Below are 21,067 nucleotides of genomic sequence, written 5' to 3' on the forward strand. Positions count from 1 at the left end.
GGGCAGCGCGGCGCGGAGCCCTCGGGGGCGGCGCGGGAGCGGACGGGGTGGGGGCGGAGGGGCAGGCGAGCCCGCGGCGCCCGTCGGTGCGGTGGTCGGGATCAGGTCACGGCGTCGGCGGCGCGGGACACGACGTCCTCCGTCGCCGCCCACGTGGCGAGCAGGCGCAGGCCCTCGTCGGTCGCGGATCCGGCCGCCGCGGTGTAGACGGTCATCGTGTGGCCGGGGGCGTCCTGCAGCTCCATGGCCTGGAAGTCGAGCTCGAGGATCCCGACCGCGCGGTGCCGGAACTCCTTCGCGCCCGTGTAGTGGCGGCGGACGTCGTGGGCGGCCCAGCGGGAGCGGAACTCGTCGCTGCGGATGGACAGCTCGCCGACGAGCGCGGCGATGCCGGCGTCGTGGGGATCGCGTCCCGCGTCGCGGCGGAGGATCGCCACGTTCACGTTCGCCGCGCGCTCCCAGTCCGGGTAGAGGTCGTGGGCCCGCGGGTCGAGGAAGATGAATCGGGAGTGGTTGGCCGGGCGCACGGACCCCTGGAGCATGTCGGAGTAGAGGGCGTAGCCGAGGCGGTTGGCGGCGACGAGGTCCATGCGCGTGTTCGTGATCATCGCGGGCGCGCCGACCATCGCCTCGAGCATGCGCTGGACGGGCGGCGACGGGAACCGCGCCGTCGCGCCCGTCGGCGTGCGGCGGGGGACGGGCCCCGCCGCGCGGGCGAGGTCGTGCAGGTGGTCGCGCTCGGCCTGGTCCATCTCGAGCGCTCGGGCTATCGCGTCGAGCACGCCCTCGGACACCCCGGCGAGGTTCCCGCGCTCCAGGCGCGTGTAGTAGTCGACGCTCACGCCGGCGAGGACCGCGACCTCGTCGCGGCGGAGGCCGGGGACCCGTCGGCGGCCGCCGGCCACGATGCCCACCGCCTCCGGCGTGAGCCGTGCGCGGCGCGTCGAGAGGAACTCGCGTGCATCGGCTCGGTTGTCCATGCCCTCCACGCTACGGGCGTCGCCCGGCCGGAGACAGGCTCTGCCGTGACCCGTCTGGGCAGGGCCTTCCTCGTGCGGGGCGCAGCGGATGGAGTGGGAGGCGACCGGGACCCGCCGGCAGTCAGGAGCCCCGCATGCGACCGAGCGTCACATCCCCCGCCGCGTCCGCGCCCCGGCCGGTGCCCTCGCCGATGCCCCTGCCCGCGACGCGGGCGCGGCTCCTCCTCTCGATGGGGGCCGCTCTGCCGCTGGGGGTCGTCCTCGCCGCGCTCCTCGCCGGCTGCGCCGGGGCGCCCGCGGGCGGGGCGGGGGGAGCGAGGTCGTCATCGGCCTCCGCCGCCGCGTCCGCGTCGCCGTCCGCGCCGGCCAGCCCCGCCGCGGCGGGCACCCCGGAGGCGATCGCCGCGGACCGCGACGCGGCCGAGCGGCCCGTCGTCGGCACGGTGATCCGCTTCACGGGCGGCGGGCAGGTGGTCGACGTGACGCTCGGCGAGGACAACCCCACCTCGCGCGACCTCGTCGGCCGACTGCCCACGACGCTGCGCTTCGCGGAGTTCGCGGGGCGGGAGAAGATCGCGTACCCCGAGCCCGGGCTCGCGGTCGAGGGGTCGCCCGGATCCGACCCCGAGGACGGCGACCTCATCTACTTCTCTCCCTGGGGGAACCTCGGCTTCTACTACGATGCCGCGGGCATCGGCTTCGCCGCGGAGACCATCCACCTGGGCCGCTACGACGCGACGCCTGCGCAGCTGGCGGCGTTCGACGACGCCGACGTGACCATCGAGGTCGTCGAGTGAGCCCTCGCGGCTCGCACCCGCGCTCCTCCCCGTCCGCATCCCCCACCCCCGCGACCGGATCCCCGGCCGGACCACCCCACGAGAGGCCCCGCATGCGCACCGCCGACACCACCCCCCACCTCCGGACCGCCGCCGCGACCCTGGCCCTCGGCGCCGCCCTGGCGCTGGCGGGGTGCTCCACCCCGCCACAGGCCCCGGGCACCGCGCCGTCCGCCGAAGCAACGCCGAGCGGATCCGCGACCGGCACCGCGCCGCTCAGCGCTCTCGCGGGTGCCTGGGAGATGACCCGCCTCGAGGTCGGCACCGCGGGCGACCTCGCCCCCGTCCCCTACTCCGGCCAGGTCGTGTTCACCGACGCGGGCACGATGTCGGTCCAGGCCCGGAACCCCGACGCCGCCGCGCCCGACGGTCCGTACACGGTGGGCGGCTACGAGGCCTTCTCCGGAACCGTCACGTCCGTCGACGACGACTCCCTCACGGTCGAGGTCGACTCCGCCCTCGCCCCGGCCCTCGTCGGCCAGACGCTCGCGCGGGACTTCGCGGTCACCGGCGACACGCTGGTGCTGACGCCCACCGACCCCTCAGAGGGGTTCCGGGCCACCTACCGGCGGCAGGGCTGATCCCGGGGGCGGACCCGCCCGGGATCGGCGTGGCCGGCCCCGGGCAGTTGAACTGCCGCCCTTCCGCGCGCGTGACGCGCGAGGTGGTTACGCGAACGTCTTCGCGTCGATGACGAAGCGGTAGCGCACGTCCGACTTGAGGACGCGGTCGTAGGCCTCGTTGACCTGGTCGGCCGAGATGAGCTCGGTCTCCGGCACGATGCCGTGCTCGGCGCAGAAGTCGAGCATCTCCTGCGTCTCGGCGATGCCGCCGATCATGGAGCCGGCCCAGCTGCGGCGCGCGGGGATGAGCGCGAAGGCGGGGATCTCGAGCGGCTCCGACGGGGCGCCGACGTTCACCAGCGTGCCGTCGATCGCGAGCAGGCCGATGTACTTCGACATGTCGAGCTTCGCGGAGACCGTGTTGATGATGAGGTCGAAGGAGCTGGCGAGCTCCTCGAAGGTCGACTCGTCGCTGGTGGCGAAGTAGCGGTCGGCGCCGAGGCGGAGGCCGTCCTCCTTCTTGGAGAGCGTCTGCGAGAGGACGGTGACCTCGGCGCCCATGGCGTGCGCGATCTTCACGGCCATGTGGCCGAGCCCGCCCATGCCGACGACGGCGACCTTGGTGCCGGGGCCCGCGTTCCAGTGGCGCAGCGGCGAGTAGGTGGTGATGCCGGCGCAGAGCAGCGGGGCGACCTTCTCGACGTCGAGGGACTCGGGGACGCGGAGCACGAAGTCCTCGTCGACCACGACGGCCTCGGAGTAGCCGCCCTGCGTGATGGTGCCGTCGGCCGGGTCGGTGCCGCCGTACGTCTGGATGTTGCCCTTCAGGCAGTACTGCTCCTGGCCGGCCGTGCACTGCTCGCACTCCTTGCAGGAGTTGACCATGCAGCCGACGCCGACGAGGTCGCCGACCCGGTGCTTGGTGACGTCGGACCCGACCTCGGTGACGCGGCCGACGATCTCGTGGCCGACGACCTGCGGGTACTGGATGGGGCCCCACTCGCCGCGGACGGTGTGGATGTCGGAGTGGCAGACGCCCGAGTAGGCGATGTCGATGGAGACGTCCTTCGGGCCGACGTCGCGGCGCTCGATGGTGGTCTTGGTGAGGGGATCGGTGGCGGACGTGGCCGCGTAGGCGTTGACGGTGCGCATGGTTCTCCTTGAGCTGTCCGGTGGGGGAGGGGGAGGATCGGGTCGATCCGGCCGCGCCCTCTTCGGATGCGGTACCCCTCGACGGTACGCCTGCCCGAGGCCCCACCCGGACCGACGGCGCCGACCCGGGCTCGGGCGGATAGCGTGGCGGGATGCCCGCGCCCTCCTCCCTCGGCCCGACGGCGACGCGATCGGGGCCGGTCACGGGCCGCGCGGACGGCGACGTGATCCGCTACCTGGGTATCCCCTACGCGACGGCCGGGCGCGGCGAGCCGCCGGTGCCCGCCCGGCCCGCTCGCGGATCCGACGGCGAGGCACTCGTGCTCGCGGCCGTGCGGCCGGCGCCGGCGTGCCCGCAGCCGTCCTCGCGCATCCTCGACACGCTCATGCGCGGGGCGCTCGCGGGCGTCGCGCGCTCCGAGGACTGCCAGCGCCTGTCGATCACCCTGCCCGCCGACCTGCGGCCCGGTGAGACGCTGCCCGTGATCGTGTGGTTCCACGGCGGCGGGTACACGACGGGGGCGGGCGACCTGGCCATCCACGACCCGCGCGCGCTCGTGGTGGAGCAGCGCGTGATCGTCGTGGCCGTGACGGCGCGGCTGGGGCTCCTCGGATTCGGCGGAGGGGGATCCGGGGGACGCCGCCCGCACGACGGCCCGCCCGCGAACCTCGGGCTCCTCGACCAGCTCGAGGCGCTCCGCTGGGTCCGCGACTCCATCGCCGCGTTCGGCGGCGACCCGGGGCAGGTCACGGCGATGGGGCAGTCGGCGGGCGGCGACGCGATCCTGCACCTCATGATCAGCGACGGCGCGCGCGGGCTCTTCCGCCGGGCGATCGTGCAGAGCCCGCCGGTGGGGATCACGGCCGGGCGCGAGCGCATGTTCCGGGCGATGGCGCGCGCCACGCGCACGCTCGCCGCCGACGCCCCGCTCTCGGACGTGATGCGCCGGCAGGCGCGGGCCGAGCGGGCGTCGTGGGCGTCGGGGATCCGCGCGGGACTGCCCTGGGGGCCGCGCTACGGCCATGCGCCGCTGCCCGCCGAGGCCGACCGGGAGGCGGCGTGGGCCGCGGTCGCGCCCGACGTGGACCTCCTCATCGGCACCACGCGCGACGAGACCGCCATGTACCTCCCGGCGCTCCCCGTGATCGCGCCGCTGCTGCGCCTGCCCGTCGTCGGCCGGGCGCTCCGGGCCGTGCTGATGCGCGCGGTCGTCCGGCCGACGACCCGCCTCGTCTACACGCGGCCCGTGACCGCGTTCGCCGCACGGCACCGGGCCGCGGGCGGGCGGGCCGTGCGGTACGTGCTGCGGGCGGCGCCCGCGTCGAGCCCCATCGGCGCCGGCCACACCTCGGACGTGCCGCTGGTCCTCGGCACGCGGGAGGCGTGGACGTCGATGGACCTCGTGGGGACCGCCGCCTGGCCGGAGGTCGCGGAGCGCGGTCGCGCGGTACGGCGCGTGTGGGCGGAGTTCGCGCGCACGGGCGGGGTCGCCGCCGACGTCGACGCGCGCGCCTGCGGGATGCGGTTCGACCGCGGCGGGCGGCGGTCGAGATCCGCCGACCCCGGCTGATCCGGTCGACGGCACCGGGCGAGGGACCCGCGCGGTACCGCGCGGTGCGGATCGGCGCCGATCGGCGCTGCGCGACGCCGCCCGCGCGTCAGGCCCGCACGGGCACCGGGGCCGCGGCCGGGTCGGCGAGGTCCCGCGCGAGCTCGCGCACCGCGGCGCGTCCCGCCCGGTTCGCGCCCACCGTCGACTGCGACGGGCCGTAGCCCACGAGGTGCACGCGGGGCTCCCGGGCCGCGCGCGTGCCCACCAGCGGGATCCCGCCGAGCGGTCCGCGCAGGTCGAGCCCCTCGAGGTGCGCGAGGGAGGCGCGGAACCCGGTGGCCCACAGGATCGCGTCGACGCTGGTCGACGACCCGTCCGCCTCGACGACGTGCCGCGCGCCGACGGCGTGGAACAGGGGCCGGCGGACGAGGACGCCGCGGTCGCGCGCTGCCCGCGCGTAGCCGGTCCAGCCGAGGCCCGTGTACGAGACCACGCTGCGCGGCGGCCGTCCCGCGGCGGCGTCCGCGGCGACGCGGCGCTCGACGTCGACGCCGTCCTCGCCGGGGCGGAACTCGTGGTCGAGGAAGACGGGCTCGCGGCGCGTGTACCAGAGGGTGTCCGTCACCCGGCTGATCTCCTCGAGGAGCTGGACGGCCGAGATCCCGCCGCCCACCACGGCGACGCGCATGCCGGCGAACGCGCGGGCGTCCACGTAGTCGCGCGTGTGCAGCTGGAGCCCCCGGAATCCGTCGCGCCCCGGGATGTCCGGGACGACGGGCGCGTCCCAGGTGCCGGTCGCGTTCACGACGGCGGCGGTGCGCCAGGACCCGGCCGTCGACGTCACCCGCAGGTCGCCGCGCGGATCCGCGTCCACGGGCGCCACCGAGAGCACGCGCACGGGGCGCAGCAGCGGCAGGCCCTCCTCCCGCTCGTAGTCGGCGAAGTACCGCGGCACGGCGGTGCGGCTCGGCTCCGTCGGGTCGACGGGCGGGACGGGCATGCCGGGGAGGCCGAAGATGCCGTTGACGGTCGCCATGCGCAGCGACTCCCAGCGGTGCTGCCACGCGCCGCCGGGCCGCGGGTTCGCGTCGACCACGGCGAAGGAGCGCCGGGCGCCGGGGTCCTCGAGCGCGGACGCGAAGCCGCGCAGCCGCAGGTGGTGGGCGGCGGACAGCCCCGCCTGGCCGCCGCCGATGACGGTGACGGCGGCCCCGGGGAAGGGTCCGGCGCCCGGGTCGCTCACGCGGCCGGGCGGGACGCGTCCGCGTCGAGCGGCGCGGTCGCGACCACGCGGCGGATCTCGTCCGCGTCCACGTTCGCCCCGAACAGCGGGTGCCCGGGCTCGAGCACGCGGCCGGCGGCGAGGGGTCCGATGTCGACCGGGTCGAACCCGAACGCGTCCACCAGGGCCGCGACGGCGGCGCGCGCGGCGGGGTCGTCGCCCGCGAGCGCGATGCCCTTCCGCCCGGGCGCGCCGGTCGGACGCGGTCCCTCGTCGAGGTCGTGGTACCCCATGTGGTTGAACGCCTTGACGACGGTGGAGTCGGGCAGGTGGTCCGCGACGAGCTCGCTCGTGGAGGAGACGGGGTCGGCCAGGTCGTCGCGGTGCCCGTCGACCTCCCACCAGTAGTTCATGGCGTCGACCACCAGCCGGCCCGCGAGCTCGGCGGCCGGGACGCTCGCCAGCTTGCCGAGGGGGAGGGCGAGGATCACGACGTCGGCGCGGGCCGCGGCGTCGGCGGAGGTGGTGGCGACGGCGCCGGGAGCGAGCACGTCGACGATGAGCTCGATGCGCGCGGGGTCGCCGGAGCCGGAGATGAGCACCGGGTGACCCGCGGCGACGGCGCGGCGCGCGAGCACGGTGCCGACCTTGCCGGCGCCGAGGATCCCGACGGTGGCGGGCGTCGCGGCGCTCACGCGGCCACCGCCTCGCGGGCGACGGCGGAGGGGGTGTCGGTTCCGGTGTCGATGCCGGTCGCGGGGTGCTGCATGCTCGTGCTCCTCTGTGTTGACACGTCAACTATCCGCCGATGTGGTGGACATGTCAACTCCCGGTCCGGCGCTCCGCCCGGCGGGCCGACGCGCAGCTGACCGGCGCCGCCGCCAGTGTCAAGGGGTAGGCAGCGCCCGGCGGCCGGAGTGTGCTGGACGGACCGACCGGATGGAGCGACATGCAGGCGATGGTGTACCGCGGGCCGTACAGGATCCGCGTCGAGGAGAAGGACATCCCCCGGATCGAGCATCCGAACGACGCGATCGTGCGGGTCACCCGGGCCGCGATCTGCGGCTCCGACCTGCACCTGTACCACGGGCTCCTCCCGGACACGCGGGTCGGCACCACCTTCGGCCACGAGTTCATCGGCGTCGTCCACGAGGTCGGCTCCTCGGTGGAGAGCCTGTCGGTCGGCGACCGCGTGATGGTGCCGTTCAACATCTACTGTGGGTCGTGCTTCTTCTGCGCCCGCGGCCTCTACTCGAACTGCCACAACGTGAACCCGAACGCGACGGCCGTCGGCGGCATCTACGGCTACTCGCACACCACGGGCGGCTACGACGGCGGCCAGGCGGAGTACGTGCGCGTGCCGTTCGCCGACGTCGGGCCCCAGCTGATCCCCGACGACATCCACGACGAGGACGCGCTCCTCATGACCGACGCGCTCAGCACCGGGTACTTCGGCGCGCAGATCGGCGACATCGCCGAGGGCGACACGGTCGCCGTGCTGGGCGCCGGTCCCGTCGGCCTGTACGCCGCGCTGTCGGCGTGGTTCATGGGCGCCGGCCGCGTGATCGTCGTCGACCAGCTCGACTACCGGCTGCGGAAGGCCGAGTCGTTCGCGCACGCCGAGACCCTCGACTTCTCGGCGGTGGACGACACCGTGCTGGAGCTCAAGCGCGTGACCGGAGGGCTCGGTGCCAACGTCGTCATCGACGCCGTCGGGGCGGAGGCGGACGGGCACGCGCTGCACCAGATCACCGGCACGAAGGTCAAGGTGCAGGGCGGATCCCCCGTGGCGCTGAACTGGGCGATCGACGGCGTCCGCAAGGGCGGCACCGTCAGCGTGCTGGGCGCCTACGGGCCCGTCCCCGCCGCCATCAAGTTCGGCGACGCCGTGAACAAGGGCATCACGATGCGCATGAACCAGGCGCCCGTGAAGCGCCAGTGGCCGCGGCTCTTCGAGCACATCCGCGCCGGGCACATCACGCCGCGCGACATCGTGACCCACCGGATCCCGCTCGAGCACATCGCGGAGGGGTACCACACGTTCTCCGCGAAGCTCGACGACTGCATCAAGACCGTCATCACGTTCGACGAGGACTAGGAGCCGACGATGCCGTACCGCGCGAGCGACCACCACCGCCCGATCGACGCCGACGCGCTCCGGGCGCGCATCCCCGGCTGGGGCACCGACCTCGACCCCGCCGACCGGCCCGCGTTCCCGCGCGAACGCACGGATCTCGTGTCCGGCGCCCACTGGGACATGCCGGAGGCGCAGGAGCAGCGCATACCGCGCGAGCGCTCCATCGAGCACACGGAGATGCCGCCCGTGTTCGGCACCGTCGCGCCGCTGCACGGCGTCTCGGGCGCCATCAAGCGCGTCGCCTACGCCAGGTTCAGCGAGGGCCGCTCGGTGCACTGGCTGCTGCTCATGCTCGGCGACCGCGTGGACGCGGCGGGCGCGCACCTCGGGTCGCTCGTGACCGGGCACCCGGACGACCCGCTCACCGAGACGGGCGTGCTGAGCGAGCCGCGGCACCACCCCGTGTCGTCGCGGGTCGGACGCGGGCGGGCCGACATGAAGCACATGTGGATGGATCCGGTGATCGTCGGCGCGTGGCCCATCGCGGCGGTCGCGCTCCTGCTCGTGGCGCGGCGGAAGCGCCGCTGATCCTCCCGCGTGCCGCGTGCCGCGTGCCGTGTGCGGCGTGATCAGCCGCCCTGCACCCGGACGGGCCCCGCGCCGCGGTCGGCGAGCGCGTCGTCGGGGTTGAGCAGGCCGCACGCCTTCATCGACAGGCATCCGCAGCCGATGCAGCCCGTGAGCTCGCGCTCCAGCCGCTCGATGCTCCGCCGCCGCTCCTCGAGCAGGCGCTTCCACCGGCGCGACGCGCGCTGCCAGTCGGCGTGGCTCGGCGGGCGGTCGAGCGGCACGTCGTCGAAGGTGGCCTGCACGTCGGCGAGCGGGATCCCGAGCCGCTTGGCCACCGTGATCAGCGACACCCGGCGCAGCATGTGCCGGGCGTACCGGCGCTGGTTGCCGGCGGTGCGCTCGGCGGCGATGAGGCCGAGGTCCTCGTAGAAGCGGAGGGCGGACGCGGCCACCCCGGTACGGCGGCTCATCTCGCCGACCGTGAGGAGCTCGCCGGGCGCGTGCCGCGGCCCCGCCTGCGCATCCGCCACGACGTCTCCCCTCGATTGACCTCAAGGGTACGTGAGGTTCTAACCTGGAGACCATGCGCATCCCCACCTCCGCCGCCGCGTCGGCCCCCACCCGCGAGGACGCCCTGTGACCTACGTGATCGCCCTGCCCTGCGTCGACGTCAAGGACCGCGCCTGCATCGACGAGTGCCCGGTGGACTGCATCTACGAGGGCGAGCGGTCCCTCTACATCCACCCCGACGAGTGCGTGGACTGCGGCGCCTGCGAGCCGGTGTGCCCGGTCGAGGCGATCTACTACGAGGACGACCTCCCGGACAAGTGGTCGGACTACTACACCGCCAACGTCGAGTTCTTCGCCGAGATGGGCTCGCCCGGCGGCGCCACCAAGATCGGCGTCGTCCCGACCGACCACCCGGTCATCGCCGCCCTCCCGCCCCAGGGCGAGCACGCGTGAGCGCGGTTCCCGACCTCTTCAAGGCGGCCTTCCGCGGGCACCCGGCCGGCGTCGCGCTCATCACGGCGCGCACCTCGGACGGGCCCTCCGGCCTCACCGCGTCGAGCGTCGCCTCGCTCTCGGTGGACCCGCCGGCGCTCTCCTTCTCCGTGACGCGCGCCACGGGATCCGCGGGCGCGATCCTCGAGGCCGACACCTACCTCGTGCACCTGCTCGGCGGGCAGCACGCGGCCCTCGCCCGGGCCTTCGCGGTCTCCGGCTCGCCGCGCTTCACCGCCGAGCAGGGGTTCCAGGAGCTCCCGACCGGTGAGCCGCTGCTCGCCGACGCCCGCGCCGCCCTCCGCTGCCGCACCCTGCAGACCGTGCCCGTGGGCGGATCCGTGCTGGTCGTCGCCGAGGTCCTCGACGTCATCCTCGGCGAGCCCGCCCCGCCGCTCGTCTACCGCGACCGCCGCTTCCACCTGCTCGAGGACGACCACCCGGAGCTGTAGGCCCAGGCGGTCGCCCCGGCGAGCTCATCCTCGAAGCCGGCCGTCCCGGCCGCCCGGCCGCCCGGCCTCCCTGGCTCTCGGGCAGGCATCGCGGAGTGGATCGCCGCCGGTCGTGCCCGAGCGACGACGGTCGAGCGAGGATCTGTCGATGCATCCCCGTGTCTGTCGAGATCCGACAGACGCAGGGAGACGAGGGGAGATCGACCATGGACGGCACAACGGACCCCTAGGCGCCCGGCGCCGGTGCCCGCCCCCCGCACTCGCGCCACGTCCTACTCCGAGCGCCTCTTCCCGTACCGGCACATCCGCGAACTCGAACCCGAAGCCGCCGCCTCTGCACTCACGGTGCCCGCTGCCGACGAAGGTGTCGCATGGACCGACGACGCCATCGACCTCGTGGTCACGCTCACCGGCGGGTATCCCTACTTCCTCCAGGAATACGGCTCGGAAGCCTGGCTCGAGGCCGCGTCATCGCCGATCTCCCGGGACGACGCACAGAACTGCGCCGGAGTCGCCCTCCGCCACCTCGACGACGGCTTCTCTCGCACCCGCTGGGACCGGGCCACACCCCTGGAGAAGGAATACCTCCGCGCCATGGCTGCCGACGGCGACACCGGATCCACGACCGCCGACGTCGCACGCCGACTCGACCGCACCACGCAACGCCTCAGCGAGATCCGCCAGAACCTGACCGACAAGGGCATCATCTACGCACCCGAGCATGGACGGATCGCCTTCACCGTGCCGTGGATTGCTGCGTTCATCGATCGACAGCCCTCCTGACCCCGGTCGCCCTCGCGTCAGGCGTTCATGAACTCCGAGGGCTCCAGCGCGCGCTCCACGATGCGGATGTCGCCGATGGAGCCGGGGAACACGTGGTCGAGCCGGCCTCCGTAGTGGTTGGCGCCCACGAGCCACGACCTGCCGGCCGAGGCGAGCCCGCGGTTCGGCGTCGTGGGGTTCCGCACGACCGGGTTCCCGTCGACGTACATGGTCGTGTGCTGGCTGTCGTTCACCACGGCGACGTGCCACCACGTCGCCGCCGGCAGCTCGTGCGACCAGCTCGTGAGGGATCCGTCCTGGCTGGTCGGGTAGACGCACCACTGCATCTCGCGGCTGCCGGAGACGGTGAGGACCACGGCGGGCTCGTCCGGGTCCCCCGAGGCGGCCGCCTTGCCGGCGTCCCTCGCGGACGCCGACTGGGAGACGATGGAGCTCCACGCGTCCCCACCGCCGTAGCCCTCCGGGATCCGCAGGTAGGCCTCGAACGTGTAGCCCTGGCGGAAGGTCGCCGCGTCGAGGGGTGCGCCGTCGACGGTGCGCAGGTGGTCGCCCGAGGCCTTGCCGCCCGTGAGCGTGAGGCTGCCGGCGCTCGGCGAGTCGTCGTGGTGCTCCGCCGAGAAGCGGAGCGATCCGGGGGCGGCGCCCGCCCGGTCCGCGACCACCAGGTCGTTGCCGTGGCCGGAGGCGTCCGGAATGCGGGTGGCGGGGCCGAGCGCGGATCCGTCCGGCTGCCCGTCGAAGCGCCAGTACGCGACCGTGCCGGGCACCAGCATCTCCGCGGCGGGGCGGGGTGCCCGTGCGGGGACCGGCGCGAAGCCGGCGAAGCGCCGCGCGAAGTCGACGGACACGGTGAAGCGGTCGACGTCGCCGGAGAGGCGCGCCTCCTCGTCCGCCAGCTCGTTGCCGGTGCCGAGGCCGCCGCCCAGGATGAAGGGCGAGAGGGTCTCGACGTCGATCGCGTCCCGCTCGAGGTCCACGTGGTACAGCCGGATCATCGCGGCGCCGCCGTAGTAGCGGTCCTGGTAGTTGACGAGGTGCAGGTGCACGTCGTGGCCGGCGCGGTTCGCCAGCGTCGTGCGGCCGGGCTTCCAGTAGTGGCCGTTGAGCGTGAGGAAGACCTGGTCGTGGTCCGCGATGAAGGAGTCCCAGAGGCCCTGGCCGTGGTCGTCGAGGGCGGCGGATCCGTCGGGCCGCGAGTCGACGACGGCGTGCGCCGTGAGGATCACCGGCAGCGTCGGATGCGCCGCGAGCACGCCGCGCGCCCACTCCACGCCGCGGGCGCTGGTGCGCCAGTCGAGGGCGAGGACCAGCCAGTCGCGGCCGCCCGCCGTGAAGGTGTGGAACGTGTTGTAGCCGTCGGGGCTGGATCCGCGGAAGCTCGGCGACTTCGCGAAGCGCTTCGGGCCGAACGCGTCGAGGTACGGCGTGCGGCCGCGCTGGTCGTCGCTGTCGCCCGGCACGTCGTGGTTGCCCGCGAGCACGCTGTAGGCCGCGCCCGCGCGGTCGAGGAGCGTGAACTGCGCGCTCGCGGCCTGGACCTCCGCGGCGGCGCCGTTCTGGGTCACGTCGCCGAGGTGCGCGAGGAAGACGATGTTGTGCCGGTCGCGCTCCGCGAGCACGTACCGCAGCGAGGCCTCGAGCGGCTCCGGGTGGATCGCGGCGCCGTCGAACAGGTACTGCGTGTCGGGCAGCACGGCGATCGTGAAGCGCGGCGACGCCGTGTCGGGCTTCCAGCGCGCGCCGGGTCCCTGCTGGGCGGGCGGCGCCTTCGCGGCGGTGGGAGCAGCGGCGGCGACCGCATCCGCGGCGGTCGCGGGGAGCGCACCGCCGAGCCCGGCGACGCCGAGCGCGCCGGCGGCACCGCCCGTGATGAGGAACCCCCGGCGGGACAGCGCCGAACGGGACGGTGCCGATCGGGACGGGGCCGATCGGGACGGCTCGGAGCGGGGCGTGGTGTTCGGGTCCGTGGTCACGGAGGACGACGGTAGGGGCGGCGGGTGAACGCGCGGGTTCCGGGGCGTGGACGGCGGGCGGCAGCCCCGCCGCCGGGCGCCAGCCGTTGCCGTGGGCGACGTCGACCCGCCACCCTGGGACGATGCGGATCCACGACGAGCCCTTCGACTTCCCCGAGCTGCCGACCGCGGACGGCGTCACCGCGCGGTTCGGCGTCGACCTCCTCACCTTCGCCCCGCAGCCGTCCGTCGAGGAGTGGGGCGTGAGCGCCGGCACGCAGATCCCCGACGGGCGCCCGGAGGTGCTCGTGGAGGCGAGCCTCGTGTACACGCTGTGGCGGGAGCCGGCCGACCGCGACGACCCCCGCAACCGCGGGACCCTCACCGAGGCGGAGACGGCGGCGCTCGACGCGCCCCTGCCGCATCCGCTCCCGCCCGCCTTCGAGGAGGTCCGGCAGCGGATGCGCTGGGCGACGCTGTGGGAGGCGGTCCGCACGACGCCCGTGCACCCCGCCGACGCGGGGGTGCACGTGCCCGTCCTCCCCGGGGCGCTGCTCGACCACGCCGCGCACATCGTGGTGAACGGCTTCCGCGCCGGGCGCACGGACGGGACGTTCCCGCCCGTCGTGTCGTCCCCACCGGGTCCCGACGGCCTCGAGCCGGCGTCCATCGAGGTCGACGGCGTCCTCGTCGACGGACTGCGGCTCGCGGACGACCCGGACGTCGTCGCGGTCGGCGCCCGCGTCGGCGATCGGATCCTCACCGCGGTCGTCGCGCGGGCCGAGCTCGCCCACGTCCGCCTCGCGTTCGTGACGCGCCCGCGGCCGGCCTAGCGCCCGGCCGGCCCGGTGACCAGCCGGCCCGGCGACCGACAGGTCCGGCGAGCGGCCCGGTGGGCGGACTCGGCTCAGGGCCCCGCGACGAGCACCACGGTCCCGAGCAGCGCGGGGAGCCCGAGGAGCGCCACGGAGGCGCCGAGCACGAGCAGCGCGACGTCCGCACGCGCGGGTCGCGCGTCGTGCCGGGCGGCTCCGGTGAGCAGCCGCACCGCGAGGGCGACGGCGACCCCTCCGCCTCCGGGGATGAGCGCCAGCGGCACGAGGCGGCCGCCCGCGGATCCCCACAGCGGCAGGAACGCCACGGGCACCGCGCACGCGGCGACCACGAGCGCCGCGACCGCGGCGGTGCGCAGGGCGCGGACGCGGCGGGAGGGGTCCATCCGCCCAGCCTAGGGACGGACGCGCGCCGGTCCGGGTGCGGATCCGGCGCAGCGCGCGTGCCAGCATGGGCCATGCGCATCGCCGACTTCCCCGTGCCCGACACCGCCGCCGCCCGCGGCGCCCTCGAGCTCGCGACCGAGTACCAGTCCGCCGCGATCACGGCCCACGGGATCCGCTCGTGGCTGTGGGCGGAGGCCTTCGCGGTCGTCGACGGGCTGACGGGGGTCGACCACGAGATCCTCTACGTCTCCGCAGTGCTGCACGACATGGGCACGGTGACGGCGTTCGACGCCCACGCGATCTCCTACGAGCACGCCGGCGGCCACGTGGGCGTCGCGCTCACCGCGGGCGCCGGCTGGCCGGCCGCGCGCCGGCAGCGGGTGCTCGACGCGATCGTGCGGCACAACTGGCCGTCCGTGGATCCGGAGCTCGACGTCGAGGGGCACCTGCTCGAGGTCGCCACCGGCCTCGACATCTCCGGCGCCCGCCCCGACGCGCTGCCCGAGGAGTATCTGCGGGAGGTGCTCGCCGCCCACCCGCGGGGCGCGCTCGCCGCGGAGTTCGGCGCGTGCGTGCGCGACCAGGCGGAGCGGAAGCCCGACACGGCCGCCCGCCGCCTGATCGACGGCGGGCTCGAGCGGAAGCTCGCGGAGAACCCGCTGGAGCGGCTCGCGTGAGCGGCGCCCGCGGCAGGACCGCGCTGCTCGTCGTCGCGGCGTTCGCCGTGGTGGGCGGGGTGCTCGCACTCGTCGGATCGCTCATGCAGCCCGTGTCGCTCGGGTTCTTCGCCTACGCACCGCTGTCGGGCGAGACCTTCACGACCCCGGGCGTCCACATCCTCGCGACCGGGACGCTCGTCGCCGCCGGGGTGCTCGCCGCGGGGCTGGTCCTCCTCGCGTTCTGGGCGGGGCTGCGCGTCGGGCGGCGCGGCGGCGACCGCTAGGACGACGCCGCCGCCGCGCTCCCGCCGCCGATCACCCGATCAGCGACGGCCGGAGGTCCCGCAGCGTCCGGTGCGACGTGATGCGGATGGCGCCGGCCAGCGCCACCGCGAGCCCGCCGACGAGCCACAGCGCGAGCACGCCCGCGTCCCGAGCAGCCGCCCCGAGGTCGCCGCCGTACATGAGCTGGCGGAGCGCATCCACCGCGTAGCTCATGGGCAGCACGTGGTGCAGCGCGGCGAGCGGCGCCGGGAGGGTCTGCCAGGGGAACGTGCCGCCGGCGGTCACGAGCTGCACGACCATGAGCACGAGCCCGAGGAACTGGCCGACGCTCCCCAGCAGCACGTTGAGCGCGAGGATGATCGCCGCGAACGTGATCGACGCGAGCGCCATCGTCCCGTACATGGCGAGCGGGTGCGCGACGCGGAAGCCGAGCGCCCCCGCGACGATCGCGTACAGGCCCGCCATCTGCACGATCCCGAGGAGCGCCGGGGTGAGCCAGCCCGCGAGCGTGATCCGCAGAGGAGCCTTCCGGGCCGTGATCGCGCGCCGGGACAGCGGCTTGACGATGAGGAACAGCGCGTAGATCCCGATCCACGCGGCGAGGCTGATGAAGAACGGCGCGAGCCCCGCGCCGTACACGCCGGCCTTCGTCACGGCGTCCTGGCGGAGCGCCACCGGGTCGCCGATGGTGTCGGCCTGCGCGTTGCGCTGCGCGTCGGTGGAGGCGGGGATCCGGTCGAGCCCCGAGTCGAGGCCGTCGCGGAGGCGCGTCGCGCCGTCCTGCAGGGTGCCGAGGCCGGAGGCGAGGTCCGTCGCGCCGTCGGACGCGGAGTGCGCGCCGGTCGCGAGGCTCGCGCTACCGTCCGCGGCCTGCGCGATCCCCGACGCGAGCGCGGGCGACGCCCCGGCCAGCGCGTCGGCGCCGTCCGCGACCTGGCGGCTGCCGGTCGCGAGCGTGCCCGCGCCCTGGGCGAGGGTCGCGGAGCCGCTCTGCAGCTGCCCGGCGGCGTCGGCCACCTGGGCGCTGCCCTGGGCGACCTGCTCGCTGCCCGTGGCCAGGGTCGTCAGCTGGGCGCTCAGGCCGTCCGTCTTCGCGGCCGCGTCCGTGATGCCCTTCCCCAGCCCGTCGAGCCGGGCGAGGGCCTGGTCGATCTCGGCCTGCGGGATCCCCGCGGCCGTCATGCGGGCGACGATGTCGGCGCGGATGGCGGGCACCTCGGCGGCGAGGTCGTCGGCGCCGGCGGAGGCGGTGGATCCGAGCGCCGCGATCCGCGCGTTCCCGTCGGCGACCTGGCGGGCGCCGGTGGCGACCTGCTGCGCGCCCGGGGTGAGCGCGGCGGCACCCGTGGAGAGCTCGGCCGCCCCGGAGGAGAGCGCGTCCGCGCCGCTCGCGACCTGGTCGGCGCCGGTGGCGAGCTGCTGCGTCTGCGCGGGCAGCTGGGCGGTGCCCGTGCGGAGCTGCGCGAGGCCGGAGGAGAGGGTGTCGGCGCCCGTGGCCAGCTGCGCGTTCCCGTCCGCCAGGCCGTCGGCGCCCGTGCGCGCGCTGGCGGTGCCGTCGACGAGCTGCTGCGCGCCGGACGCGGCGTCGCCGAGGCTCGAGCGCACGTCGGCGAGGCCCAGCAGCAGCTTGCCCGCGGCCTCCGTGCCGACGCGCGCGGCGACGGACTTCGTGATCCGCGCACCGGCCTGCTGGGCGATGGTCGTGGCGAGGTAGCTGTTCGCGTCGTCGGTGGCCATGATCACGCGGGCCTGCTGGGGGTCCGTCCCGGAGGACGACGCGAGCGCGGCGGAGAACCCGGCCGGGATCGTCAGCGTGAAGTCGTAGGTGCCGTCCTCGAGGCCCGTGCGCGCCTCGGCGGAGGAGACCTCGTGCCAGTCGAAGGAGGCGTCGTCGAGGACGTCCGACGCGACGTCCGTGCCGTAGTCGACCGCCTCCCCGTCGACGGTGGTGCCCTGGTCGGCCATGACGAGCGCGGCGGGCACCTCGTCGAGGCTGCTGTAGGGGTCCTGGTTCGCCCAGAGGTACAGGCCGCCGTAGAGGACGGGCACCAGCACGAGCGCGACCAGCGCGACCTTGGACATGGTGGTGGCGGTGAGGCGCGTCAGCTCGGCGCGCACCAGGGGGAGGAGTCTCATCGGGTCGGGCTTCCGTCGATCGAGGGGGTGGGGGAGGGGTCGGGGGCGTCGTCCGCGGGCAGCGCGGCGATCGCCTCGGCGGCGGCCTCGCTCGTGACGACGAGGACGCCGGTGCCGGAGCGGGCGAGGTCGCGGAGGACCCGCATCCACTCGGCGACCGCGCCGCCGTGCCGCTCGGGCGACGTGACGACGACGGCCTCGACGCCGGCGCGGGAGGCCGCGAGCGTCGTGAGCAGGCGGATGCGGGCGACCGCGGGGACCGCGGAGAACGGCGCCCGGGCGAGGTCGGCGAGCTGCTGGTCGTCGAGGATGACGCCCACCTCGTGCCGCCCGGAGCGGTGGCCGGCGAGGGCGAGCTCCTCGGCGACGACCGCGCGGAGGGTCACGTCGTCGGCGGGCTCGTTGATCCGCGGGGTGTCGACGAGCGCGACCCGCTCGGCGATGCGCGCGGCGACGCCCGCGGATCCGTCCTCGTCGAGGGCGAGGGTGCCGCCGTCGATCCGCATGCGGCCCGACGCGACGAGCGACAGCACCGTCGGCCGCAGCTCCGTCTCGGCGACCGCGACCACGGGGGCCGGGCCGCCGTAGGACAGCGAGATCGCGGGGAGGGCGGGCGCGGGGCCGTCGCCGACGCGGGCGTCCGTGAGGGTGACGATCACCGGGCCGCCTCGATCCGGGGGACGGCGGCGACGCGCGGCGGGGCCTCGCGGAGCTCGGGGGTGGCGGCGATGAGGTCCCCGGCGGCGCGCCAGTCGAGGCCGCACAGGGCGAGCGAGGTGAGGATCACGAGGGCGTGCCCCTCGGCGCGGCCGATGTCGCTGCGGGTGGCCTCGTCGAGCACGGCGAGCGCGCCGCCCTCGACGAGCCGCGCGAGCGTGGGGGCGGGGATGTCGCCGCGCAGCTCGCCCGCGGCGATGCCGCGCTCGACGACGCGCTGCAGCTCGGCGCGCAGGGGCGCGAGCTCGGCGGCGACCTCGCGGGCGAGGGGCCCGCGCACGGCGACCCGCGCCATGACGCGCACCTGCTCGACCTCCGCCCACAGGCGGGCGCCGATGAGCGCGACGTGGATGCGGCTGTCGGGGTGGGCGATGCCCGCCAGCGACTCGACGATGCGCCGGGCGCCGCGCTGCAGCACCTCGCGGACGAGGTCGTCGCGCGTGGCGAAGTGGCCGTAGACGGCGCGGCGGCTGAGGCCGGCGGCGGCGGCGATGGTCTCGAGCGAGGCGTCGGGGTCGCGGTCGAGCGCGACGACCGCCGCGTCGACGAGGGCCTGGCGGTTGCTCGCGGCGTCCTTGCGGGGCGCGCGTGCGGAGGCGAGGGAGGTCATGGACCCAGGCTAGTGATCCTGCACACCGCTGTGCAAGTTATGCAGCGCGCTCCCAGCGCCGGTGCCCGGGCGCGCAGCCGGGGCGCGTCACGGCACGTCCTCCTGCGACCACAGGTCGGCCTGGATCACGAGGAGCTCCGCCCGGACCTCGGCCCGGAGCGAGACGGTGCGCGGGTCCCACGGCATGCCGGGGAGGCGGGCCTGGGGCGTCGCGCCCAGCTCGGCCGCGAGCTCGCCCGGGGTGGTGCCGGCGGGCGGGAGCACCGAGACGGTCATCCAGCATCCGCCGGATGCGCACTCCTCGCGGCGCTCGACCACCGTGCTGCCCTCCGGGAGCGGGATGGCCGACACCGCCGGGACGTCGCCCTCGGTGGCGGAGACCGCCAGGGCGCCGAGCCGCAGGAGGTAGAGGGCCGCGACCACGGCCACGACGACGAGCACCGCGATCAGCGCGCCCCGTCCCCGTCTCCGCTCCATCGCCTCGGTCATCGTGCCGACCCTAGCGACGGGAGCGCGCGATCAGCGCCGCAGCGTCTCGCTGGGCAGCTCGCCGAAGGCCTGCGAGTAGGAGGCGGCGAACCGGCCGAGGTGGGCGAAGCCCCACTCCTCGGCGACGCTGCGGACCGTCGTGGTGGTGGGGGTCGCGTCCCGGAGCTGCGCGCGCACCCGGCGCAGGCGGATCCCGCGGAGGTACTCGGTGGGGGTCTGGCCGTGGTGGCGGCGCAGCGCCAGCTGGAGCACGCGCGTGGAGATGCCGGCGGCGGCCGCGGCCTCGGCGGGCGTGATGGGGAGGTGCGCGTTGTGGTGCAGGTACTCCACGGCCACGCGGATGTGGGCCATGCGCGGCGCCCGGAGCTCGTCGGGCAGCTCCACGTCGTCCCACGGGAACAGGCGCAGCGTCGCGCGGGCGAGGGAGAGGTCGGCCTCGAGGCGCATCAGCGGGGAGGCGTCGGGGTCGGTGATGACGGGCGCCGCGGCGGCGACGGCCCGGCGCCACACGGCCGCGGTCTCGATGCTCGGAACGCTGCGGTGCTCGAAGAGGAGCGGGCGGGCCGGGCCGTGGTGGAACTCCGTCGCGGTCTGCTCGAGGAAGCCCGCGTCGAGGTGCACGCAGTTCTGGCGGGTGGCGCTCGCCTGGTACTGGAACGGGCGTCCGGTGGGGAAGAGGAAGGGGAGCTGCCCCTGGGAGGAGACGGAGCGCGATCCACGGTCGACCGTGATCCTGCCCTCGAGGAACCAGGTGACGACGTGCTCCGGGCGCTGGGGGCTCTCGGCCCACTGCGTGCCCGTGATGCGCGAGGTGCGCAGGGTGACGCGGTCGCCGCCGAGGATGGCGTAGCGGTAGGAGAAGGTGCCGGTGCGACGGTCGGGGGCGAAGCGGATCCCCTCGAGCACGGCGCCGAAGCTCGCGGTGGCCTCGTCGATGTCGGACCCCGCCATGACCGCGCGGAGGAAGGGCTCGACCGGGGCGTCGGACGGCGCGGCGTCGGGGGCCGCGAGCGCGTCGGCCGGGGCCGCCGGGGCGGCCGGGGCCGCCGGGGCGGTGATCGTCGCGGATGCCGTGGTCGGGTGCGCGTCGTCCGCGTCCATCCCCAGGATCGCCGTGCCGGCGGCGGCGACGACCGAGAGCGGCCCGGTGCCGAGGGAGGCGGTGCCGGCGACGGTCGGATCCACGAGGGATGCGGCGTCGGACGCGGCGGTGTCGGCGTGCGGCGTGCGCGGTCGGCGCGAGGGATCCCTCGTTCCGATGGGGGTCAGCGTTGTCGTCATGGTCCCTGCGGTCTCCGGCGTCGATCGTCTCCGCCCTCCCGCTCATCATGCATGGTGGTCCCGCGGCAGGGCGCCTCCGGGGATCCCCGGGGCTGCGGGTGCTTCGGCGCGGCCCCGCGGGAGAGCGGGTCGTCGCTCAGCGGATATCCACTGAGCGAAACGGCGTCCCCCGATCGCTTGCGTCGCCCGGCCACCGCGCGTGCGGCGGGCGCCCGGGCGACGTGCCGGGCGCGCACCGGATCCGCACGGCCGGGGCGCCTAGGCTCGTCCCCGCGCACCGCCCGCGCGCACCCGATCACCCGAGAGGCGCCGCATGACGAGCGACCGGTCCCTGGCCTTCATCCTGCTGCGCTCGTGCCTCGTGATGGTGGCGCTCGGCGTCGTCACCGCGCAGACCGGGGGCGGCCTCGGCATCGTGGGCGTCGTGGCCCTCGTGCTGGCGGCGGGCCTCGGCGGCGCGGCGGCGTTCTACTGGCGGCGCCACCTCGCGGCGAAGCGGCGCGACCCCTTCAGCTGACCCGCGGGGCG

Annotated in this window: 24 protein-coding genes; 12 read left to right on the plus strand and 12 right to left on the minus strand. The window is 75.5% G+C overall.

Going from position 1 to position 21,067, the window contains the following annotated elements:
* Positions 1-101 precede the first annotated feature (101 nt).
* Entirely contained in the window at positions 102-980 is an 879-nt protein-coding gene (locus tag AC07VC_RS12535) for a helix-turn-helix transcriptional regulator (RefSeq protein WP_494675147.1), read from the minus strand.
* 134 nt (positions 981-1,114) lie between these two features.
* Here AC07VC_RS12535 and AC07VC_RS12540 point away from each other — a divergent pair, with 134 nt between their 5' ends.
* Complete coding sequence (locus tag AC07VC_RS12540) at positions 1,115-1,777, plus strand: cyclophilin-like fold protein (protein WP_494675148.1); 663 nt, start codon at positions 1,115-1,117, stop codon at positions 1,775-1,777.
* Between the two features lie 92 nt (positions 1,778-1,869).
* Entirely contained in the window at positions 1,870-2,397 is a 528-nt protein-coding gene (locus AC07VC_RS12545) for a lipocalin-like domain-containing protein (RefSeq protein WP_494675149.1), read from the plus strand.
* An 87-nt stretch (positions 2,398-2,484) separates the two neighbouring features.
* Here the strand turns inward: AC07VC_RS12545 and AC07VC_RS12550 are convergent, their stop codons facing one another.
* Positions 2,485-3,531: an NAD(P)-dependent alcohol dehydrogenase gene (locus AC07VC_RS12550; RefSeq protein ID WP_494675150.1), complete on the minus strand. Its 1,047-nt coding sequence runs from the start codon at positions 3,529-3,531 to the stop codon at positions 2,485-2,487.
* Positions 3,532-3,683: 152 nt separating this feature from the next.
* Here AC07VC_RS12550 and AC07VC_RS12555 point away from each other — a divergent pair, with 152 nt between their 5' ends.
* A complete protein-coding gene (locus tag AC07VC_RS12555) occupies positions 3,684-5,102 on the plus strand; it encodes a carboxylesterase family protein (protein WP_494675151.1) in 1,419 nt (472 codons plus the stop codon).
* An 88-nt stretch (positions 5,103-5,190) separates the two neighbouring features.
* Here the strand turns inward: AC07VC_RS12555 and AC07VC_RS12560 are convergent, their stop codons facing one another.
* The gene (locus tag AC07VC_RS12560) at positions 5,191-6,327 is read right to left on the minus strand and encodes an NAD(P)-binding domain-containing protein (protein WP_494675152.1); all 1,137 of its coding nucleotides are present in this window, start codon (positions 6,325-6,327) and stop codon (positions 5,191-5,193) included.
* Positions 6,324-7,001: an NADPH-dependent F420 reductase gene (locus tag AC07VC_RS12565; protein WP_494675153.1), complete on the minus strand. Its 678-nt coding sequence runs from the start codon at positions 6,999-7,001 to the stop codon at positions 6,324-6,326. The genes AC07VC_RS12560 and AC07VC_RS12565 overlap by 4 nt, the downstream gene beginning before the upstream one ends.
* Before the next feature lie 254 nt (positions 7,002-7,255).
* On the opposite strand from AC07VC_RS12565, the gene AC07VC_RS12570 reads away from it, so the two are divergent.
* Both AC07VC_RS12570 and AC07VC_RS12575 read left to right on the plus strand, forming a co-directional pair.
* The gene (locus tag AC07VC_RS12570; protein WP_494675154.1) at positions 7,256-8,404 is read left to right on the plus strand and encodes a zinc-dependent alcohol dehydrogenase; all 1,149 of its coding nucleotides are present in this window, start codon (positions 7,256-7,258) and stop codon (positions 8,402-8,404) included.
* Between the two features lie 9 nt (positions 8,405-8,413).
* Complete coding sequence (locus AC07VC_RS12575) at positions 8,414-8,971, plus strand: hypothetical protein (protein ID WP_317230874.1); 558 nt, start codon at positions 8,414-8,416, stop codon at positions 8,969-8,971.
* Positions 8,972-9,012: 41 nt separating this feature from the next.
* On the opposite strand, the gene soxR is transcribed toward AC07VC_RS12575, so the two are convergent.
* The gene (gene soxR, locus AC07VC_RS12580; RefSeq protein ID WP_317230875.1) at positions 9,013-9,483 is read right to left on the minus strand and encodes a redox-sensitive transcriptional activator SoxR; all 471 of its coding nucleotides are present in this window, start codon (positions 9,481-9,483) and stop codon (positions 9,013-9,015) included.
* A 106-nt stretch (positions 9,484-9,589) separates the two neighbouring features.
* On the opposite strand from soxR, the gene fdxA reads away from it, so the two are divergent.
* The 3 genes from fdxA (at position 9,590) to AC07VC_RS12595 (ending at position 11,190) form a co-directional block, all read left to right on the plus strand.
* The gene (fdxA, locus tag AC07VC_RS12585) at positions 9,590-9,916 is read left to right on the plus strand and encodes a ferredoxin (protein ID WP_494675155.1); all 327 of its coding nucleotides are present in this window, start codon (positions 9,590-9,592) and stop codon (positions 9,914-9,916) included.
* Complete coding sequence (locus tag AC07VC_RS12590) at positions 9,913-10,407, plus strand: flavin reductase family protein (protein ID WP_494675156.1); 495 nt, start codon at positions 9,913-9,915, stop codon at positions 10,405-10,407. The genes fdxA and AC07VC_RS12590 overlap by 4 nt, the downstream gene beginning before the upstream one ends.
* A gap of 243 nt (positions 10,408-10,650) precedes the next feature.
* Entirely contained in the window at positions 10,651-11,190 is a 540-nt protein-coding gene (locus tag AC07VC_RS12595) for a DUF8462 domain-containing protein (protein WP_494675157.1), read from the plus strand.
* A gap of 17 nt (positions 11,191-11,207) precedes the next feature.
* Here the strand turns inward: AC07VC_RS12595 and AC07VC_RS12600 are convergent, their stop codons facing one another.
* Positions 11,208-13,163, minus strand: a complete 1,956-nt coding sequence (locus AC07VC_RS12600; RefSeq protein WP_494675158.1) for a LamG-like jellyroll fold domain-containing protein — start codon at positions 13,161-13,163, stop codon at positions 11,208-11,210.
* A gap of 122 nt (positions 13,164-13,285) precedes the next feature.
* On the opposite strand from AC07VC_RS12600, the gene AC07VC_RS12605 reads away from it, so the two are divergent.
* On the plus strand, positions 13,286-13,975 hold the full coding sequence (locus AC07VC_RS12605) for a hypothetical protein (protein ID WP_494675159.1): 690 nt from the start codon (positions 13,286-13,288) through the stop codon (positions 13,973-13,975).
* 74 nt (positions 13,976-14,049) lie between these two features.
* Here AC07VC_RS12605 and AC07VC_RS12610 read toward each other — a convergent pair whose 3' ends face one another.
* Complete coding sequence (locus AC07VC_RS12610; RefSeq protein ID WP_494675160.1) at positions 14,050-14,361, minus strand: hypothetical protein; 312 nt, start codon at positions 14,359-14,361, stop codon at positions 14,050-14,052.
* A gap of 72 nt (positions 14,362-14,433) precedes the next feature.
* On the opposite strand from AC07VC_RS12610, the gene AC07VC_RS12615 reads away from it, so the two are divergent.
* Together AC07VC_RS12615 and AC07VC_RS12620 are read left to right on the plus strand one after the other, a co-directional pair.
* On the plus strand, positions 14,434-15,039 hold the full coding sequence (locus tag AC07VC_RS12615) for an HD domain-containing protein (protein WP_494675161.1): 606 nt from the start codon (positions 14,434-14,436) through the stop codon (positions 15,037-15,039).
* A complete protein-coding gene (locus AC07VC_RS12620) occupies positions 15,036-15,305 on the plus strand; it encodes a hypothetical protein (protein ID WP_494675162.1) in 270 nt (89 codons plus the stop codon). The genes AC07VC_RS12615 and AC07VC_RS12620 overlap by 4 nt, the downstream gene beginning before the upstream one ends.
* A 31-nt stretch (positions 15,306-15,336) precedes the next feature.
* On the opposite strand, the gene AC07VC_RS12625 is transcribed toward AC07VC_RS12620, so the two are convergent.
* The 5 genes from AC07VC_RS12625 to AC07VC_RS12645 form a co-directional block, all read right to left on the minus strand.
* Complete coding sequence (locus AC07VC_RS12625) at positions 15,337-17,442, minus strand: YhgE/Pip family protein (RefSeq protein ID WP_494675163.1); 2,106 nt, start codon at positions 17,440-17,442, stop codon at positions 15,337-15,339.
* Positions 17,439-18,101, minus strand: coding sequence for a hypothetical protein (locus AC07VC_RS12630; protein WP_494675164.1), 663 nt, complete (start codon positions 18,099-18,101; stop codon positions 17,439-17,441). The genes AC07VC_RS12625 and AC07VC_RS12630 overlap by 4 nt, the downstream gene beginning before the upstream one ends.
* Positions 18,098-18,769 carry a TetR/AcrR family transcriptional regulator gene (locus AC07VC_RS12635; RefSeq protein WP_494675165.1) on the minus strand — a complete coding sequence of 224 codons (672 nt, stop codon included), beginning with the start codon at positions 18,767-18,769 and terminating at the stop codon, positions 18,098-18,100. Before AC07VC_RS12635 ends, AC07VC_RS12630 begins: the two co-directional genes overlap by 4 nt.
* A gap of 87 nt (positions 18,770-18,856) precedes the next feature.
* Positions 18,857-19,258 (minus strand): hypothetical protein, encoded by a 402-nt coding sequence (locus AC07VC_RS12640; RefSeq protein ID WP_494675166.1) that lies wholly within the window; start codon positions 19,256-19,258, stop codon positions 18,857-18,859.
* Between the two features lie 30 nt (positions 19,259-19,288).
* Complete coding sequence (locus tag AC07VC_RS12645) at positions 19,289-20,539, minus strand: AraC family transcriptional regulator (protein WP_494675167.1); 1,251 nt, start codon at positions 20,537-20,539, stop codon at positions 19,289-19,291.
* Positions 20,540-20,852: 313 nt separating this feature from the next.
* On the opposite strand from AC07VC_RS12645, the gene AC07VC_RS12650 reads away from it, so the two are divergent.
* On the plus strand, positions 20,853-21,056 hold the full coding sequence (locus tag AC07VC_RS12650; RefSeq protein ID WP_317231029.1) for a hypothetical protein: 204 nt from the start codon (positions 20,853-20,855) through the stop codon (positions 21,054-21,056).
* The last annotated feature ends 11 nt before the right edge of the window (positions 21,057-21,067 follow it).

Source organism: Clavibacter sp. GW821-FHT01D01 (assembly GCF_059422605.1).

Excerpts from the sequence above, each read along its gene's own strand:
- AC07VC_RS12535 (WP_494675147.1), bottom strand. The coding sequence starts at position 980 with ATGGACAACCGAGCCGATGCACGCGAGTTCCTCTCGACGCGCCGCGCA.
- AC07VC_RS12540 (WP_494675148.1), top strand. The coding sequence starts at position 1,115 with ATGCGACCGAGCGTCACATCCCCCGCCGCGTCCGCGCCCCGGCCGGTG.
- AC07VC_RS12545 (WP_494675149.1), top strand. The coding sequence starts at position 1,870 with ATGCGCACCGCCGACACCACCCCCCACCTCCGGACCGCCGCCGCGACC.
- AC07VC_RS12550 (WP_494675150.1), bottom strand. The coding sequence starts at position 3,531 with ATGCGCACCGTCAACGCCTACGCGGCCACGTCCGCCACCGATCCCCTC.
- AC07VC_RS12555 (WP_494675151.1), top strand. The coding sequence starts at position 3,684 with ATGCCCGCGCCCTCCTCCCTCGGCCCGACGGCGACGCGATCGGGGCCG.
- AC07VC_RS12570 (WP_494675154.1), top strand. The coding sequence starts at position 7,256 with ATGCAGGCGATGGTGTACCGCGGGCCGTACAGGATCCGCGTCGAGGAG.
- AC07VC_RS12575 (WP_317230874.1), top strand. The coding sequence starts at position 8,414 with ATGCCGTACCGCGCGAGCGACCACCACCGCCCGATCGACGCCGACGCG.
- AC07VC_RS12605 (WP_494675159.1), top strand. The coding sequence starts at position 13,286 with ATGCGGATCCACGACGAGCCCTTCGACTTCCCCGAGCTGCCGACCGCG.
- AC07VC_RS12610 (WP_494675160.1), bottom strand. The coding sequence starts at position 14,361 with ATGGACCCCTCCCGCCGCGTCCGCGCCCTGCGCACCGCCGCGGTCGCG.
- AC07VC_RS12615 (WP_494675161.1), top strand. The coding sequence starts at position 14,434 with ATGCGCATCGCCGACTTCCCCGTGCCCGACACCGCCGCCGCCCGCGGC.
- AC07VC_RS12625 (WP_494675163.1), bottom strand. The coding sequence starts at position 17,442 with ATGAGACTCCTCCCCCTGGTGCGCGCCGAGCTGACGCGCCTCACCGCC.
- AC07VC_RS12635 (WP_494675165.1), bottom strand. The coding sequence starts at position 18,769 with ATGACCTCCCTCGCCTCCGCACGCGCGCCCCGCAAGGACGCCGCGAGC.
- AC07VC_RS12640 (WP_494675166.1), bottom strand. The coding sequence starts at position 19,258 with ATGACCGAGGCGATGGAGCGGAGACGGGGACGGGGCGCGCTGATCGCG.
- AC07VC_RS12645 (WP_494675167.1), bottom strand. The coding sequence starts at position 20,539 with ATGACGACAACGCTGACCCCCATCGGAACGAGGGATCCCTCGCGCCGA.
- AC07VC_RS12650 (WP_317231029.1), top strand. The coding sequence starts at position 20,853 with ATGACGAGCGACCGGTCCCTGGCCTTCATCCTGCTGCGCTCGTGCCTC.